General features: G+C 61.6%; 14 protein-coding genes and 1 riboswitch. Of the genes, 2 read left to right on the top strand and 12 right to left on the bottom strand.

Annotated elements, in window-relative coordinates:
• Nucleotides 1–165: 165 nt before the first annotated feature.
• From ACSEXS_RS21080 to ACSEXS_RS21025, 12 genes are all read right to left on the bottom strand, one after another.
• Complete coding sequence (locus ACSEXS_RS21080; protein ID WP_438435226.1) at nucleotides 166–783, bottom strand: 50S ribosomal protein L25; 618 nt, start codon at nucleotides 781–783, stop codon at nucleotides 166–168.
• A gap of 134 nt (nucleotides 784–917) precedes the next feature.
• Nucleotides 918–2,315, bottom strand: a complete 1,398-nt coding sequence (gene glmU, locus ACSEXS_RS21075) for a bifunctional UDP-N-acetylglucosamine diphosphorylase/glucosamine-1-phosphate N-acetyltransferase GlmU (RefSeq protein WP_438435225.1) — start codon at nucleotides 2,313–2,315, stop codon at nucleotides 918–920.
• A gap of 167 nt (nucleotides 2,316–2,482) precedes the next feature.
• Nucleotides 2,483–2,767: a septation regulator SpoVG gene (spoVG, locus tag ACSEXS_RS21070; RefSeq protein WP_438435224.1), complete on the bottom strand. Its 285-nt coding sequence runs from the start codon at nucleotides 2,765–2,767 to the stop codon at nucleotides 2,483–2,485.
• 141 nt (nucleotides 2,768–2,908) lie between these two features.
• Complete coding sequence (locus tag ACSEXS_RS21065) at nucleotides 2,909–3,295, bottom strand: RidA family protein (protein ID WP_438435223.1); 387 nt, start codon at nucleotides 3,293–3,295, stop codon at nucleotides 2,909–2,911.
• Nucleotides 3,292–4,155 carry a pur operon repressor gene (gene purR, locus ACSEXS_RS21060; protein WP_438435222.1) on the bottom strand — a complete coding sequence of 288 codons (864 nt, stop codon included), beginning with the start codon at nucleotides 4,153–4,155 and terminating at the stop codon, nucleotides 3,292–3,294. The genes ACSEXS_RS21065 and purR overlap by 4 nt, the downstream gene beginning before the upstream one ends.
• 79 nt (nucleotides 4,156–4,234) lie before the next feature.
• Entirely contained in the window at nucleotides 4,235–5,101 is an 867-nt protein-coding gene (gene ispE, locus ACSEXS_RS21055; protein ID WP_438435221.1) for a 4-(cytidine 5'-diphospho)-2-C-methyl-D-erythritol kinase, read from the bottom strand.
• A gap of 376 nt (nucleotides 5,102–5,477) precedes the next feature.
• Nucleotides 5,478–5,657: a small, acid-soluble spore protein, alpha/beta type gene (locus tag ACSEXS_RS21050; RefSeq protein ID WP_438435220.1), complete on the bottom strand. Its 180-nt coding sequence runs from the start codon at nucleotides 5,655–5,657 to the stop codon at nucleotides 5,478–5,480.
• Between the two features lie 177 nt (nucleotides 5,658–5,834).
• The gene (gene veg / locus ACSEXS_RS21045; RefSeq protein ID WP_438435219.1) at nucleotides 5,835–6,110 is read right to left on the bottom strand and encodes a biofilm formation stimulator Veg; all 276 of its coding nucleotides are present in this window, start codon (nucleotides 6,108–6,110) and stop codon (nucleotides 5,835–5,837) included.
• 155 nt (nucleotides 6,111–6,265) lie between these two features.
• The gene (gene yabG / locus ACSEXS_RS21040; protein ID WP_438435218.1) at nucleotides 6,266–7,177 is read right to left on the bottom strand and encodes a sporulation peptidase YabG; all 912 of its coding nucleotides are present in this window, start codon (nucleotides 7,175–7,177) and stop codon (nucleotides 6,266–6,268) included.
• Between the two features lie 91 nt (nucleotides 7,178–7,268).
• A complete protein-coding gene (gene rsmA / locus ACSEXS_RS21035; RefSeq protein WP_438435217.1) occupies nucleotides 7,269–8,165 on the bottom strand; it encodes a 16S rRNA (adenine(1518)-N(6)/adenine(1519)-N(6))-dimethyltransferase RsmA in 897 nt (298 codons plus the stop codon).
• On the bottom strand, nucleotides 8,158–8,733 hold the full coding sequence (gene rnmV / locus ACSEXS_RS21030; protein ID WP_438435216.1) for a ribonuclease M5: 576 nt from the start codon (nucleotides 8,731–8,733) through the stop codon (nucleotides 8,158–8,160). Before rnmV ends, rsmA begins: the two co-directional genes overlap by 8 nt.
• Before the next feature lie 139 nt (nucleotides 8,734–8,872).
• Nucleotides 8,873–9,988 carry a resuscitation-promoting factor gene (locus ACSEXS_RS21025; protein WP_438435215.1) on the bottom strand — a complete coding sequence of 372 codons (1,116 nt, stop codon included), beginning with the start codon at nucleotides 9,986–9,988 and terminating at the stop codon, nucleotides 8,873–8,875.
• Between the two features lie 374 nt (nucleotides 9,989–10,362).
• Nucleotides 10,363–10,549, bottom strand: a riboswitch (cyclic di-AMP (ydaO/yuaA leader).
• A gap of 338 nt (nucleotides 10,550–10,887) precedes the next feature.
• Between ACSEXS_RS21025 and ACSEXS_RS21020 the strand changes: the two genes are divergently transcribed.
• On the top strand, nucleotides 10,888–11,646 hold the full coding sequence (locus ACSEXS_RS21020) for an ABC transporter ATP-binding protein (protein ID WP_438435214.1): 759 nt from the start codon (nucleotides 10,888–10,890) through the stop codon (nucleotides 11,644–11,646).
• Complete coding sequence (locus ACSEXS_RS21015; RefSeq protein ID WP_438435213.1) at nucleotides 11,643–12,908, top strand: ABC transporter permease; 1,266 nt, start codon at nucleotides 11,643–11,645, stop codon at nucleotides 12,906–12,908. Before ACSEXS_RS21020 ends, ACSEXS_RS21015 begins: the two co-directional genes overlap by 4 nt.
• Nucleotides 12,909–12,939: the final 31 nt, after the last annotated feature.

Genomic DNA, 12,939 nt, shown 5'->3' with positions numbered 1-12,939 from the left:
GAGGCTTGCGTAGTCCTCGGCGGCCGACCGCCGGATGCGAAAGCGGCGCCTGCTGCCTATTATAGCCGCTTATCCCGCCATAGGAAAAGGCCGGTCCCGGCAAGGAAGTTCCTTGCCGACCGGCCTTCGAATGCGGGAGGGCCCATTTCGGCCCCGCAAATGTCCTTATTCGGCGCTTTCGTCGGCGGCAGGAGCTTCTTCCGCCGCTTCGCCAGCGTCCGATTCGTCCGCCTTCTGCGGCGCCAGAACCGAGGCGATGCTCAGCGTCGGTTCGGAGATCAGCTCCACCCCGGCAGGCAGCTCGATGGCGGAGGCGTGGATGGTGTCGCCGATGCCGAGTCCGCTGATATCGAGCGTCAAGCTGGCGGGCAAGTCCTTCGGCAAGCAGCGGATTTCCACTTCGTGGCTTTCCACGGTGAGAATGCCGCCTTCCTTCACGCCCGCGGATGTACCGACGAGCTCGACCGGCATGGAAGAATGAATCGGCTCATCCATGCTGATCTGATGGAAGTCGACATGCAGCACCTTCCCGGACAGCTTGTCGCGCTGAATATCGTTAATGATGACCGGCTGGGTGCCCTTGTCCCCCATCGCCAGGTCGATGACGGCGTGCCGGCTTTTGCGCAGGATCGCGTTCAGTTCCTTTTCCTCCACCGAAATGGATTCCCCGGACGAGATCTTCTTGCCGTATACCGAAGCCGGTACCCGCCCGCCATTCCGCAACCCCCGGATAGCCGAACGGGTCTGGCCCGTGCGAAGCTCCGCTTTCAACTGAATGGACATACCAAAGAACCTCCTTGAACTTCCGTGTTTTCCGACGCGGATGAGAGAAATAGGTTTCACCTAATGGTTTACACCTTTCAAGGAGGTTTTAAACAAGCTTGCTTGCAAAAATTGTGGCAATCCGGTGAACCCTCTTACTCGTCTTCTTCCTTCTTGCGGTTCTTCAAGCGGCTGCGAAGCTTGGCGGCGTAGCCCGGCTTGTTGACCTGCCGCTCGCGGGCGACGGCCAGCGCATCCTCTTCGACATCCCGCGTAATGGTCGAACCGGCCACCACAAAGGCTCCCTTGCCGATCGTCACCGGGGCGACAAGGTTGACGTTGCTGCCGACGAAGGCATCGTCGCCGATCTCGGTCTTGTGCTTGTTAAAGCCGTCGTAGTTGACCGTGATGGAGCCGCAGCCCATGTTCACGTTCTTGCCCACGATCGCGTCTCCGACGTAGCTCAGGTGGGAGACCTTGCTGCCCGCACCGAGCGTGGCGTTCTTGATCTCGACGAAGTCGCCGACCTTGACCTTCTCGCCCAGCTTCGCGCCTGGACGGAGGTAGGCGAACGGTCCAACCGCGGCTTCCGGTCCCACTTCCGCTTCCAGCAGGACGGAATGCTTGACCGTCGCGCCGTTCTCCACCCGCGAATCGGTGATATCGGCGTTCGGTCCGATGACGCAATCCTCGCCGATGACGGTAGCCCCCCGCAGCACGGTTCCCGGAAGAAGCCGGGTATCGGAGCCGATCACCACGTCCGCTTCGATATAGGTGGAGGCCGGGTCCTGGATGCTGACGCCGTTCAGCATGTGCATCCGGTTGATGCGCTGCTTCATCACCGCTTCCGCCTCGGACAAGGCCACCCGGTCGTTGACGCCGATCGCTTCCGTCCAGTCCGGCGTCTTGTAGGCGAGCAGGGCTTCGCCCGCGCCGCGCAGGATGGCAATGACGTCCGTCAGGTAATATTCCCGCTGGGCGTTCTCGTTGGTCACCTGGGCCAATGCGGCGAACAGCTTGCGGTTGTCGAAGCAGTAGATGCCGGTGTTGATCTCGCGGATGGCCGCTTGCTCCGGCGTGCAGTCCTTCTCTTCCACGATGCCGGCCAGATTGCCTTCGCCGTCGCGCAGAATGCGGCCGTAGCCGAACGGGACATCCATCTCGGCCGTCAGCACCGCTCCCGCCGCCGATTCCTGCTCGACGAGGCGAATCATCTCCCGCAGGCTTTCCTCGCGGATCAGCGGCGTGTCGCCGTACAGCACGAACGTGAGTCCCTCTTCCGAGGCCAGCAGGTCCTTCGCCTGCAGAACCGCATGGCCGGTTCCGAGCTGCTGCTCCTGAAGGGCATAGTCGGTCCGATCGCCCAGATAAGCCTTCACCTTTTCCGCGCCGTGTCCGACGACGACGATCCGCTTTTCACACGCCAGCCGGTCGAGCAGATCGACCACATGCCCCACCATCGGCTTGCCGCATACCGGATGCAGCACCTTATATAATTTCGATTTCATCCGCTTGCCTTGGCCCGCGGCCAATACGATTCCATAGATCCGCAAACGTCCTCACTCCATTCTTCGGCATTCCACCCCACTATAGCGGAATTCCTTCCCGATGAAAACCCCCGGCCCCGCTGCGCCCGGAGGCTCCCTCAAAAAAAGAGAGCCGGCGCATGGCGCGCCGGACCCTCAGGTTAATCTGCGTTCGGTTCAAGGCCCCCCTACACTCAGGCCCCTTCTTCGATGACCTCTTCTTCCACGGCGGCGTTCTCATACTCGGTCAGAACCGCGATTTGAATCTTCTCGCGGGTTGCCGACGAAATGGGGTGTGCGATGTCGCGGAACTCTCCATCCGGAGTGCGCTTGCTCGGCATTGCCACGAACATACCGTTGTTGCCGTCGATCACACGGATATCGTGAACGACGAACTCGTTGTCGATGGTAATGGAAGCGATTGCCTTCATTCTCCCTTCGGAGTTGACTCGGCGGAGTCTTACGTCAGTGATTTGCATCTTGGGATCACCACCTTTGGCTCAAGAAGACTTGGTATATAATTCCACGCAAATTGTGGAATTCCTTCTCGATTTGGTGAAGAAGTCCCAGATTTTTTTACTTATTTGATCTCAATATGCAAAATTATAAAATCAATCCCATTATTCGGCAGAACACGAGGCAATTAATTCGATCTCCACGCGGGCCCCTCGGGGGAGAGCGGCTACCTGAACGGTCGAGCGGGCCGGCTTATGCTCGCCGAAGAATTCGGCGTACAGGGCATTCACCCGCGCAAAGTCGTCCATGTCCTTCAGGAATACCGTCGCCTTAATCACGTCCCCGGGAGCGGCTCCGCCCGCCTCCAGGATCGCCTGCAAGTTGGCGAACACCTGGCGAGTCTCCGCCTCAATGCCGCCCTGCGCGAAATCGCCCGCCGGCGTCAGCGCAATTTGCCCCGAGGTAAAGAGCAGGCGGCCAAAGCGAACCGCCTGGGAATACGGCCCGATGGCCGCCGGAGCTTGGCCCGTTGCAATCCGTTCGATCGTCATGGCGTTTCTCCTCCTTGGATGGCCGCCGACATCTCGCGGACGGCCGCAAAGTAGTTGCCCGGCGTAACGCTGGCCAGCTTGCTCTTCGTGTCGATGTCGTGGATGCGGGCGAGCGAGACGTAATCGCTCACCAGATGCTCTTCCACATCCCCGGCCTCGACAAAGACCGCCACGCCCGCCACCTGCGCCCGGAACTCCGCCAAGAGGTCCTTCATCCCTTGGATCGTGCCGCCCGCGCGCATGAAGTCGTCGACGATCAGCACGCGCGACTCTTCCCTCAGCGCCCGGCGTCCGAGCGACATGGTGTGCATCCGCTTGGCCGAGCCGGAGACGTAATTGATGCTGACTGCCGAGCCTTCGACGGCGCTGTGGTCCCGCCGGACAATGATGACCGGCAGGTTCAGGTACCCCGCCGTGGCGTAGGCGAGCGGAATCCCCTTCGTCTCCACCGTCATCACCGCGTCCGCCTCGACCTCGGCGAACAGCGTAGCGAAGATGCGGCCGATCTCGTTGACCGTCTTGGGATCGCCGAGGATGTCCGACATGTACATATAGCCGCCGGGCAAAATCCGGTCAGACGCCGTCAACTCCCGGCAGATCGACTCGACAAAGGCGAGCGAATCGGCGGCCTGCGCCTTCGGCAGGAATTTCACCCCTCCGGCTGCGCCCGCCATCGTCTGCAGGTCGCCGACCCCTTCCTCCAGAAACACTTCCTTGATGATCGCCAAATCTTCGCTGATGGAGGACTTGGCCGATTGGTAGCGTTCGGCGAACGTGGTCAGCGGAATCAGGGAGTGGGGGCGGGACAGCAAGTATTGGGTCAACTCCACTAACCGCTCGCTGCGCTTCAGCTTCTTCATCATGCACCCCCGTAAAATCCGAATATTTTGTACTCACTATACCATTTATGTCCGTGTTTATTCAACCACGGCTTGGCGATCAGCAGATCGGTTCTGTCAGCAGCCGGACGGCATGAACCTCCTTGCAGAAGCCCCTAAGCCCGTTGTAGATCCGTTCGGCCTTCGTCTCTTTCTCCACCAGGCCGAATACCGTCGGTCCGCTGCCGGACATCAGCACGCCGTCAGCGCCGAGCCGCTCCATGCAGGCCTTCAGATGCCGCACCTCCGGATACAGCGACAGCGTGACCTCCTCCAGCACATTGCCGAGCAAGTCGCAGATGCCGGAGAAATTCCGCCCCTTGATCGCACCGAGCAGGCCGGAGGTATCCGGGTGCCGCTTGATCTCTGCGGCGCGCAGCTTGCCGTAGACGTCAGCCGTGGAGACGTTGATCGGCGGCTTGGCGATGATCACCCAGCAGGCGGGCGGGGAAGCGACGCGGGTAAGCCGCTCTCCCCGGCCTTGCGCCAAGGCGGTGCCTCCGCACACGCAGAAGGGCACGTCGGAGCCGAGCTCCGCCCCCAGCTCCATCATCTCATCCACCGTCAGCCCCAGCTTCCACAACCGGTTCAGGCCGCGCAGGGTGGCCGCCGCATCGCTGCTTCCGCCAGCAAGACCGGCGGCGACGGGGATGTTCTTGTCGAGGTGAATGTAAACCCCCCGCTCCACCCCGCAGCGGTCCTTGATCAGCTTGGCGGCCTGGAAGGCCAGGTTTTTCTCGTCGAGCGGGATGTAGCCCGCCTGGCTGGAGATCATAATGGTATCCCGGGGAAGCTCTTTCATCTCGAGGCGGTCGGCCAGATCGACCATGGTCATGACCATCTCCACCTCGTGGTAGCCATCCGGGCGTTTATGTAAAACATCCAAGGATAAATTGATTTTGGCCGGGGCCTTTTCCCAGATCTTCACGTGAACCCCTCTTTTCGCACCGATTACGGCAGGTAACGGTCCCTGCAAGCCCTGAAACCCTGGCATGGTTAACGGGTACAGGCCTATCCATTATAACAAAGGCCCCCGGAAAATGACATCCGGTGCGAAAGCGCTGCCCGGCAGCGGGAGCGCCCCCTACCAAGGCCATCTCCGCAAGCCCGCGCAACCGAACGCAAACGCGAAAAAAGCCCCGGGCAGGAGGCGACTGTTAGACCTTCGCGGCGGCGCATCTCATCCGGGACGATATGCTCTTCCGGAACGATTCCGCACCACCCGCTCATTCTTCAGCCGCCTCCGTAGGCGCTCGGAGCTTTCTTCGCTTCATCGCTTCGCTTCTTGAACCGGCTGCCCGCGGTTAGGTCCGCTTGCGCGCGGCCTCCTCCGCCAGCTGGATCGCACGCTTCACCATGCTGCCGGCTTCCTTCGTCGTGATCGCTCCCCAGCCGTCCTTGTCGACCTTGTCGGCGAAACCGAGCTCCTTGGCCAGCTCATACTTGAACGAATCGGACATCATGCCGCCGCGTCGTCTGCTCACTGGCTTTGCCCTCCCCGTGGTGGATAAATAAAAAAGCTGGAGACCGGCGGCGCAACCCCCGCCGGTCTCCAACTAGTATGCGGCGCTCCGCCGGAAAGTACTCCGGGGAGGCCTCGTCAAATAAACACAGCAGCCGTTTATCCGGCTGCCGTCCCGCTTATGTCCGAGCCATTCGGCTCAGTGGCTTAAGTACGTAATTCGAAGCTCTTCCTCATCCTGGCACACGGTAACCTCCACGGATTCGGTCAGGATGTCGGCGTAGCTGTAGGACACTCGTTTGAACGAATGCTGCTCCTCGTCGAGTTTGACGATAAACACAGAAGGGTAGGTCTCTTCCAACACACCGGAACGCTCGATGGTCTTTCGGCGACCGCCGTTCGCCCGTAACATGATCTTTTGTCCCACATGGGGCTCAAGACTGCGTTTGATTTCCAATAGCGCATTTTTAGCCATTGTCTCCAAACCACCTCTTTCCTTCTTTCCATTATAACGGAAACAGAGGCGTTTGTCAAATTAACAAATTATTATATCAGCAGGACAATTGCGTTGTCAACGGGGATATTGGTTAAAATTCGAAAAAAAAAGCCGAATCTCGGCTTTAAGGGAAATTACCTTGACCTTTTTCCTGTTTTACTCGTCTTTTGACTGGCTATTGTGGCCGTTTCGCCGGATTCCTTCCATTCGACCAGTGGCATCCCGACTCGATAAACGCCCCGCGTCTCGATTCCGCCCAATCCCTCCAAGCCGCTCAGCGTTCCGGACAGCACCTCGGGAATCCGCATGGTGCTGTTCGAGGGCGTATACGCGACCTTGGCGGCAATCACCAGCGGGTCGAGCGCATGGATCAGCACGCGGGCGGGAGAGCTGGCAAAGTTGGCCCCGGCCTGCAGGAGCGCCTCGAAGTGCGATTGGCACGCCCCCGCGACGATCACCAGGCTGTCTTTGCCGCGGTCGAACTGCCGCGCCGCCTGCACGGCGTTCATGAAGTTGCGGGAGTTCTTGTAACTCGCCAGGCTCTGCATATCCCGCGCCTTTCTCTCCTTGAGGATGCTGTCGTGCCCGGTCAGCACCAGGATGTCGGGATTCACCTTGGGGAGCAGCGAGCTCACCGCCGCCGCCATCGAAGGCTCCGGCACGTAATACCCTTCCGCGGGCACCCGCAGTTCTTTATACAGCGCCATGCTCTTGCGCAGGTAGCCTTGATCGCCGTCGAGATGGAGCACCCGTCCGGGCACTTCAAAATAACCGGTCTGCTGCCGTCCGCTTTGGCGCATGCCCGTGTGCTGGGCCGCGCGAAGCCGGTCGAGCTGCCGGATGGAACGGCGCGCGCGCCGGTTTTCGTCGTCTATGGCCGCCTGCAGCGCATCCGGACCTGCCGGACGCAAATCCTCGAGCGGCGCATCCGCCAACAGCCGGAGCTCCAGCCCCTTGAGAAGCGCTTGCCCCTGATAGACGGGTCCGAGCACAAAAATCAGGTCCCCGCCGTACGAGTTGCGCACTACCAGATCGCCCTGCCGCATTCCATCGCCTCCCCCATCATCCTATGGAGCGGGTGGGCGTTTGGTGTATGGCGGGCGGGCGGTTTCCGTCAGGCGCCGAACGGGGCGGTTGTCAGCTCTCCGGGGCGTTCTCGCGACCGTCGAGCGCGTCCGCCAGCCGGGCGAATTCCTCCAGGCTCAGCGTCTCGCCCCGGCGCCCGGGGTCGATGTCCAGCTCCGCCAGAAGCCGGGTCATCTCCTCGCGCCCTCCCTTGCCGAAGAAGCGGGCGAGCAGGTTGTTGCCGAGCGTCTTCCGCCGCTGGGCGAAGGCCGCCTGCACGGTCTCGAAGAACAGCCGCTCGTTCCGCACCCGAACGGCCGGCTCCTTGCGCAGCCGCAGCCGGATCACGGCCGAATCCACCTGCGGCTGGGGGATGAACACCGTATGCGGCACGATGGCCACGAGCTCCGGCTCGCAATAATACTGGACGGCGACGCTTAGGCTGCCGTAGTCTTTGGTGCCGGGGGAGGCGGCCATCCGCTCCGCCACCTCCTTCTGAATCATGACGACGATGTTCGCAAGCGGCAGCTTCTCTTCCAGCAGCTTCATGATGATGGGCGTCGTCACGTAATAAGGCAGATTGGCGACGACGCTCACCTCGGCGCATCCGGCAAATTCCCGCTCGAACAGCTCGCCGAGCGGCAGCTTGAGGACGTCGCCGTGGATGACTTTCACGTTGCCGTAATCGGCCAGCGTCTCCTGCAGCACCGGCAAGAGCCGCTGGTCGATCTCGATCGCCGCGACGCGTCCTGCGGCGCGGGCGAGCTGCTCGGTCAGGGCGCCGATGCCGGGGCCGATCTCCAGGGCTCCGCGGTCTTCCGTAAGCCCTGTGGCTCCCACGATCTTGGCCAACACATTGCGGTCGATCAGGAAGTTCTGGCCCAGGCTCTTCTTCATGGTCAGCCCGTAGCGGCGGACGATCTCCTGGGTCCGTTTGGGCGTGGCGATATCGGCTCTCGGTTCATTCATGGGACTCGTCCTCCATTCCGGCAGGGTCCAACTCGGCCAGCATAGCCGCCACCGCCTCTGCGAATTCCGACCGGGTGATCTGAAACATCCGGCACCGGTTCAGGAACTGCTTGCCGTTGGCATACCCGATGCCGAGCGCATTGCCGACGGCGAGCCGCCGACGGGCGGCATCGGGATGGACGAGCAGTCCGGCTTCCATCAGATCGTCCAGCCCGATCTCTCCCGGCTGCTCGCGGAATTCGCTCTTCACCCGCATAAGCGCCGAGCGGATCGTCTCCGGCGACGCATTCTCGACGCCGATGTCGTCCTTCCTCCGCCCTTCCTCCTGGGTGATGAAAGCGTGCTTGCAGCCCGGCACGCGGGCGGAGATCAGCTTGCGCAGCCGTTCCCCCGCATGGTCCGGGTCGGTGAAGATGATGACGCCGCGCGTCGCCTGCGCCCGCTCGATCCGCCGATAGACGGCTTCGTTGATCGCCGAGCCGCCGGTCTCGATCGTCTCCGCCTCCACCGCCCGGCGGATGGCTGTCGTGTCGTCCTTGCCCTCGACCACTATGATTTCCTTTATCAAAGCGCTGAACCCTCCGTTTATTCGAACACGGTTCCGCCAGCAAAAAAATGGGAAATCCGTGCGAAAAGGAGAGGCACCGGGCCTCTCCTTGGTTATAGATAAGTATACGGATTTTCCCCTTCCGGCGCAATGCCCGGACCTACTCCACCGTCGGCTTCTTCGGCCCGATCACATACACGGTGTAGCCTCGCTTGAGGCCAAACTGCTGGGCGTAATCCTCACTGTCATAGTAAACGTCAATTTTCGCGCCTTTCACAGCGCTGCCCGTATCCTCGGCCCGCCGGTAGCCGACGCCTTCGATATAGACCCACCAGCCGAGCGGAATGACGTTCGGATCGACGGAAATGGTCCGTCCCTCCGTCACCCGGGTGCCCGTGCGGGTCAGGCCATAGCCGGAATCGCCCGGCCGTTTGCCGGTGGATTCAACGCCTGCGGAATAAGCGGTGAGGGTTACGTTGTTCAAGATCTTCTTATAGCTGATGGGCACGCCGCCTTTCACCACGGTGAGCGCCTTTGCTTTCTCTGTCTTAGCGGCCGTCGTTTTCGCGGTCGTTTTCGCGGTTGTTTTTACCGCCGGCTTTGCCGCCAGGGCAACCACCGGTTTCTTGGTTCCGACTGCAACGATTTTGGCCACGCTCTGGGCGGCGATGGTTTCGCCAAGGACGCTTTCCTTGACCATAACGCCGTTCTCGAAAATTCTTTCCTTGGTCACGATTTTCTTGCCAGCCTTGCCCTCCTGGAGGGTCTGCTGCTTGCCTTTAAGCAGCGTTGCGTCTTGCTTCGTGGTGGTTTTGAAGGCAATGGGTACGGCGACTTGCTGTTTTTCCTTGGTGACGCGTACGATCTTGACTTGATTGTTCTCCGCCAGAGCGGCGGTCAGCGACGGAGTGATTCGGTCGTCTTGGTCCACGGCGATATGGAATTCGTCCAATGCGGCTTCTACGGTCTTCGCTACCGTATGTAACGTCTGCACCTTGCCGTCTGCGTCCAATTCGATCGTCCGGGCCCGCTCGATGGCGATCCGGTCTCCATGCTTCAGCGGCGCGTCCAGCGCCAGCGAGATGCGGTCGTATGCGCCGACCTGGACATTCGCTTCATCCAACAACTGCTCGACGGTGTGGTGCTTGGTTTTAAGCACCTGCTCCTCGCCGTTAACGACCAGAGCCACGCTCTTGGTCTGGGTGCCGTTCAGCAACATGAAAAACATAGTGGTCACCACGAGGGTGAACAAGGCAAGAAATGTAAACCTGCGCACGTTTTCATGCTTCCAACGCAATGCGAAGGACATGCTGGATGATCGTTTCTCATGGGGGGTTCGGTTTGCCTGATCTCCCACTTGTTTCGGTCCTCCTTGAAAGCCTCGCCATCGACTGTTATGCATGATTCCATCTGACGTGACTATGGATTTTGGTAGTCGTCTTGCTTCGCAACCGCGCCGATAAGGAACGCTCGATTGCGGAACTCTCACTTCGCCAATTTCCGTTTACCATTTGCCAGATCGTAAAACGGCACTTCCGCTTCCTCACCTCCGTTCCTGTTTTTTCCCATTTGAGATTCTCATGGCGATTTTGGACACAAAAAAGCCATAAGAAGAGGACTTCTCGTGGCTACGTAGACCCGCCCGATCAATACCTCTCTCTTCAACGCTTACGAGGTTAGCTGACGGATTCGGACGAGAGAGTCGCCCTACGCTCGGACAGGAACGTTCTCCTCCCCTTGCGATTCACCCCTAAAACCCGCGAACGGCCCGTTTGGATAAGCGGCCCTTCGCTTGCGGTTCCCCCGTTTCCCAAATGGAACTCAGCGAACTTTTGGAAAATTGGCATGGTATATTAAGTTATCCTGAATGTATGATACGCCCTGACGGCGAGACATGTAAAGGGCGCCAAACGGTCCGCATGCAGCAAAAAAGGGCCAAATCCGCCTGATAAGCGGAAATCGCCGAAAGAGAAGAGGCCAATGCTCGCTAAATCGCCCTGAATCGGAGCGATACTCGGTTTTTTATAGTTTTCTTGCTTCCCGGTATCCCCGGTTTATAATAAAGGGGACTCGATTCGTCTCTATTTTAACGTTTTGATGAACAAAAAAGTTGCGGAGCGAACGAAAAATGGAAGCGGTTTTTTTGAATTATTTTTGTGGAGGAGAGGCGCTGTCATGCAATCGGTCTTAACGGTGGACGGGCTGTACGGGGGATACATTTACCGCAAGCCGGTCATTCGGAATATCCGCTTTTCTCTGGGGTCCGGCGAAATGGTCGGCTTGGTCGGCCTGAACGGGGCCGGCAAGAGTACCACGATCAAGCATATTCTCGGTTTGATGACGCCGGAGCAGGGCGAAATTCGGGTGAACGGCGTCACCCTAACCGAAGACCCCGGGCTGTACCGCGGCTCGCTCGCCTTCGTGCCGGAGAGCCCGGAGCTCTACGAGGAGCTGACGATCCGCGAGCACCTGGAGCTGACCGCGCGGGTGTACGGGCTGGACCGAAGCACGTACGAAACCCGCTCGAAGGAGCTGCTTGCCCGGTTTCGTATGACGGAGAAGGCGGACAGCTTCTCCCGGCACCTCTCCAAGGGCATGCGGCAAAAGGTGATGCTGATGAACGCCTTCTTGACGGAGGCGCCGCTCTACATCATCGACGAGCCCTTCCTTGGTCTCGACCCGCTCGGCATCCGCTCGCTGCTCGAGCTGATGGCGGCGTTCAAGCAGAAGGGCTGCAGCTTCCTGGTCAGCTCGCACATCCTCTCGACCATCGAGAAATACTGCGACCGCTATGTGGTGCTGGATCACGGGGAGATGGCCGCGAGCGGCACGCTGACGGACATCCGCACCCAAGCCGGACTCGGCACAGACGCCGGACTCGACGAGATCTTCTTCCGCTTGGTCGGCGGCAGCGGCGAGGGAGGGGTCTTATGAGCGCGCCGAGCCGTCAGGCGGCCGGTGTCCGCGGCTCCGGCCTGGACACGGCGGCGCTCTACCGCGAACGCCGGGCCCGCTGGCTGCGCAGGGTGCTGCCCTATTGGCGCGACGTGCTCCGCAGCGGCGCCGGAATGCTGGCGGCGCTCGCCCTGCTCACCGCCGGGCCCGCCTACACCTGGGCGCTCGACCGGCTGCCCGCCGACTTCCCGTACCGCTGGATCACGGTCCCGGTGCTGGCGCTGTCCATCGGCTGGAGCCCGGTCCGTACCTACCTGGAGCGCGCCGACCGGGTGTTCCTGCTGCCGGCCGAGCCGGCGATGGCCGCGTACCTCCGGCGCGCCGTGCGCTCGGCGGCGGTGAAGCAAGCGCTGATCACGGCAGCGGCACTCACGCTGCTGTGGCCGCTCTACCTGCGCGCCGCCGGGCCGGACCGGCTGGCCTATGCGGCGGCGCTCGTCGCCGCGCTCGCGGCTAAAGCGGCCGCCTTGGCCGCGGGCATCGGGCAGCCGCGCCTGACGAGCCCGGCGCTCGGCCGGACGGCCGCCGCCCTGCGCTGGGCGCTCGCCGCGGCCGCCAGCTTCGCGCTCTGGCGCTTCGGGCTCGCCGCCGCGCTCGGGGCCGCCGTCGCCTTGGGGGCGGTCGCGGTTGCGCTATTCGCCGCCGGGCGGAAGCTGCCGCTGCCCTGGGAGCGGCTGATCGGCCTCGAGCAGCGGCACGCGGCCCGGCACTTTCACTTCCTGAGCTGGTTCACGGATGTGCCGGAGCTGGCCGGGGCCGTCAAGCGGCGGGCCGTGCTCGCCGGACTGGCGGACCGCCTCCCGTTTCGTCCCGGCAGCGCGCCCCTTTACCTGTTCGCCAAGACCTACCTGCGCCGCGAGCCGTTTGCCATGTCGCTTCGGGTAACCGTGGTGTTCGCGCTGCTGATGCTGCTCTTCCGTTCCGCTCCCGCGCAGCTCGCCTGCTTCATCCTGGCCCTGCTGCTGTCCGGCCTGCAGGCTGCGTCGCTGCCGCGCTATCACCGCTACAGCTCCTGGCTCTACCTGTATCCGCTGGCTCCCGGAGCGGCGAGCGCGGCCGCGGGCCGCATCGCCGCGGCCGCGCTGACGGTTCAGGCGCTCGTCCTGGCGCTCGTCCTGGCTGCCGGCGGAGTGGCTTGGCCGCTCGCCGCCGCCTGCTTCTGCGGCGGAGCCGCCTTCGCCGCCGCCCTCGGGCTCGTGCAAAGCCGCAAGCGGCGGCGGGATGACTTCTACGCCGCTTAAGCCCTTCAACCCGCATGCGGACGCACGCTTG

It is taken from the genome of Gorillibacterium terrae, assembly GCF_051594785.1.
In the GTDB taxonomy this organism is placed as follows: domain Bacteria; phylum Bacillota; class Bacilli; order Paenibacillales; family NBRC-103111; genus Gorillibacterium.
This window is presented reverse-complemented; position numbering and strand designations above follow the sequence as displayed.

Excerpts from the sequence above, each read along its gene's own strand:
- ACSEXS_RS21080 (WP_438435226.1), bottom strand. The coding sequence starts at position 783 with ATGTCCATTCAGTTGAAAGCGGAGCTTCGCACGGGCCAGACCCGTTCG.
- spoVG (WP_438435224.1), bottom strand. The coding sequence starts at position 2,767 with ATGCAAATCACTGACGTAAGACTCCGCCGAGTCAACTCCGAAGGGAGA.
- ACSEXS_RS21065 (WP_438435223.1), bottom strand. The coding sequence starts at position 3,295 with ATGACGATCGAACGGATTGCAACGGGCCAAGCTCCGGCGGCCATCGGG.
- purR (WP_438435222.1), bottom strand. The coding sequence starts at position 4,155 with ATGAAGAAGCTGAAGCGCAGCGAGCGGTTAGTGGAGTTGACCCAATAC.
- veg (WP_438435219.1), bottom strand. The coding sequence starts at position 6,110 with ATGGCTAAAAATGCGCTATTGGAAATCAAACGCAGTCTTGAGCCCCAT.
- yabG (WP_438435218.1), bottom strand. The coding sequence starts at position 7,177 with ATGCGGCAGGGCGATCTGGTAGTGCGCAACTCGTACGGCGGGGACCTG.
- rsmA (WP_438435217.1), bottom strand. The coding sequence starts at position 8,165 with ATGAATGAACCGAGAGCCGATATCGCCACGCCCAAACGGACCCAGGAG.
- ACSEXS_RS21020 (WP_438435214.1), top strand. The coding sequence starts at position 10,888 with ATGCAATCGGTCTTAACGGTGGACGGGCTGTACGGGGGATACATTTAC.
- ACSEXS_RS21015 (WP_438435213.1), top strand. The coding sequence starts at position 11,643 with ATGAGCGCGCCGAGCCGTCAGGCGGCCGGTGTCCGCGGCTCCGGCCTG.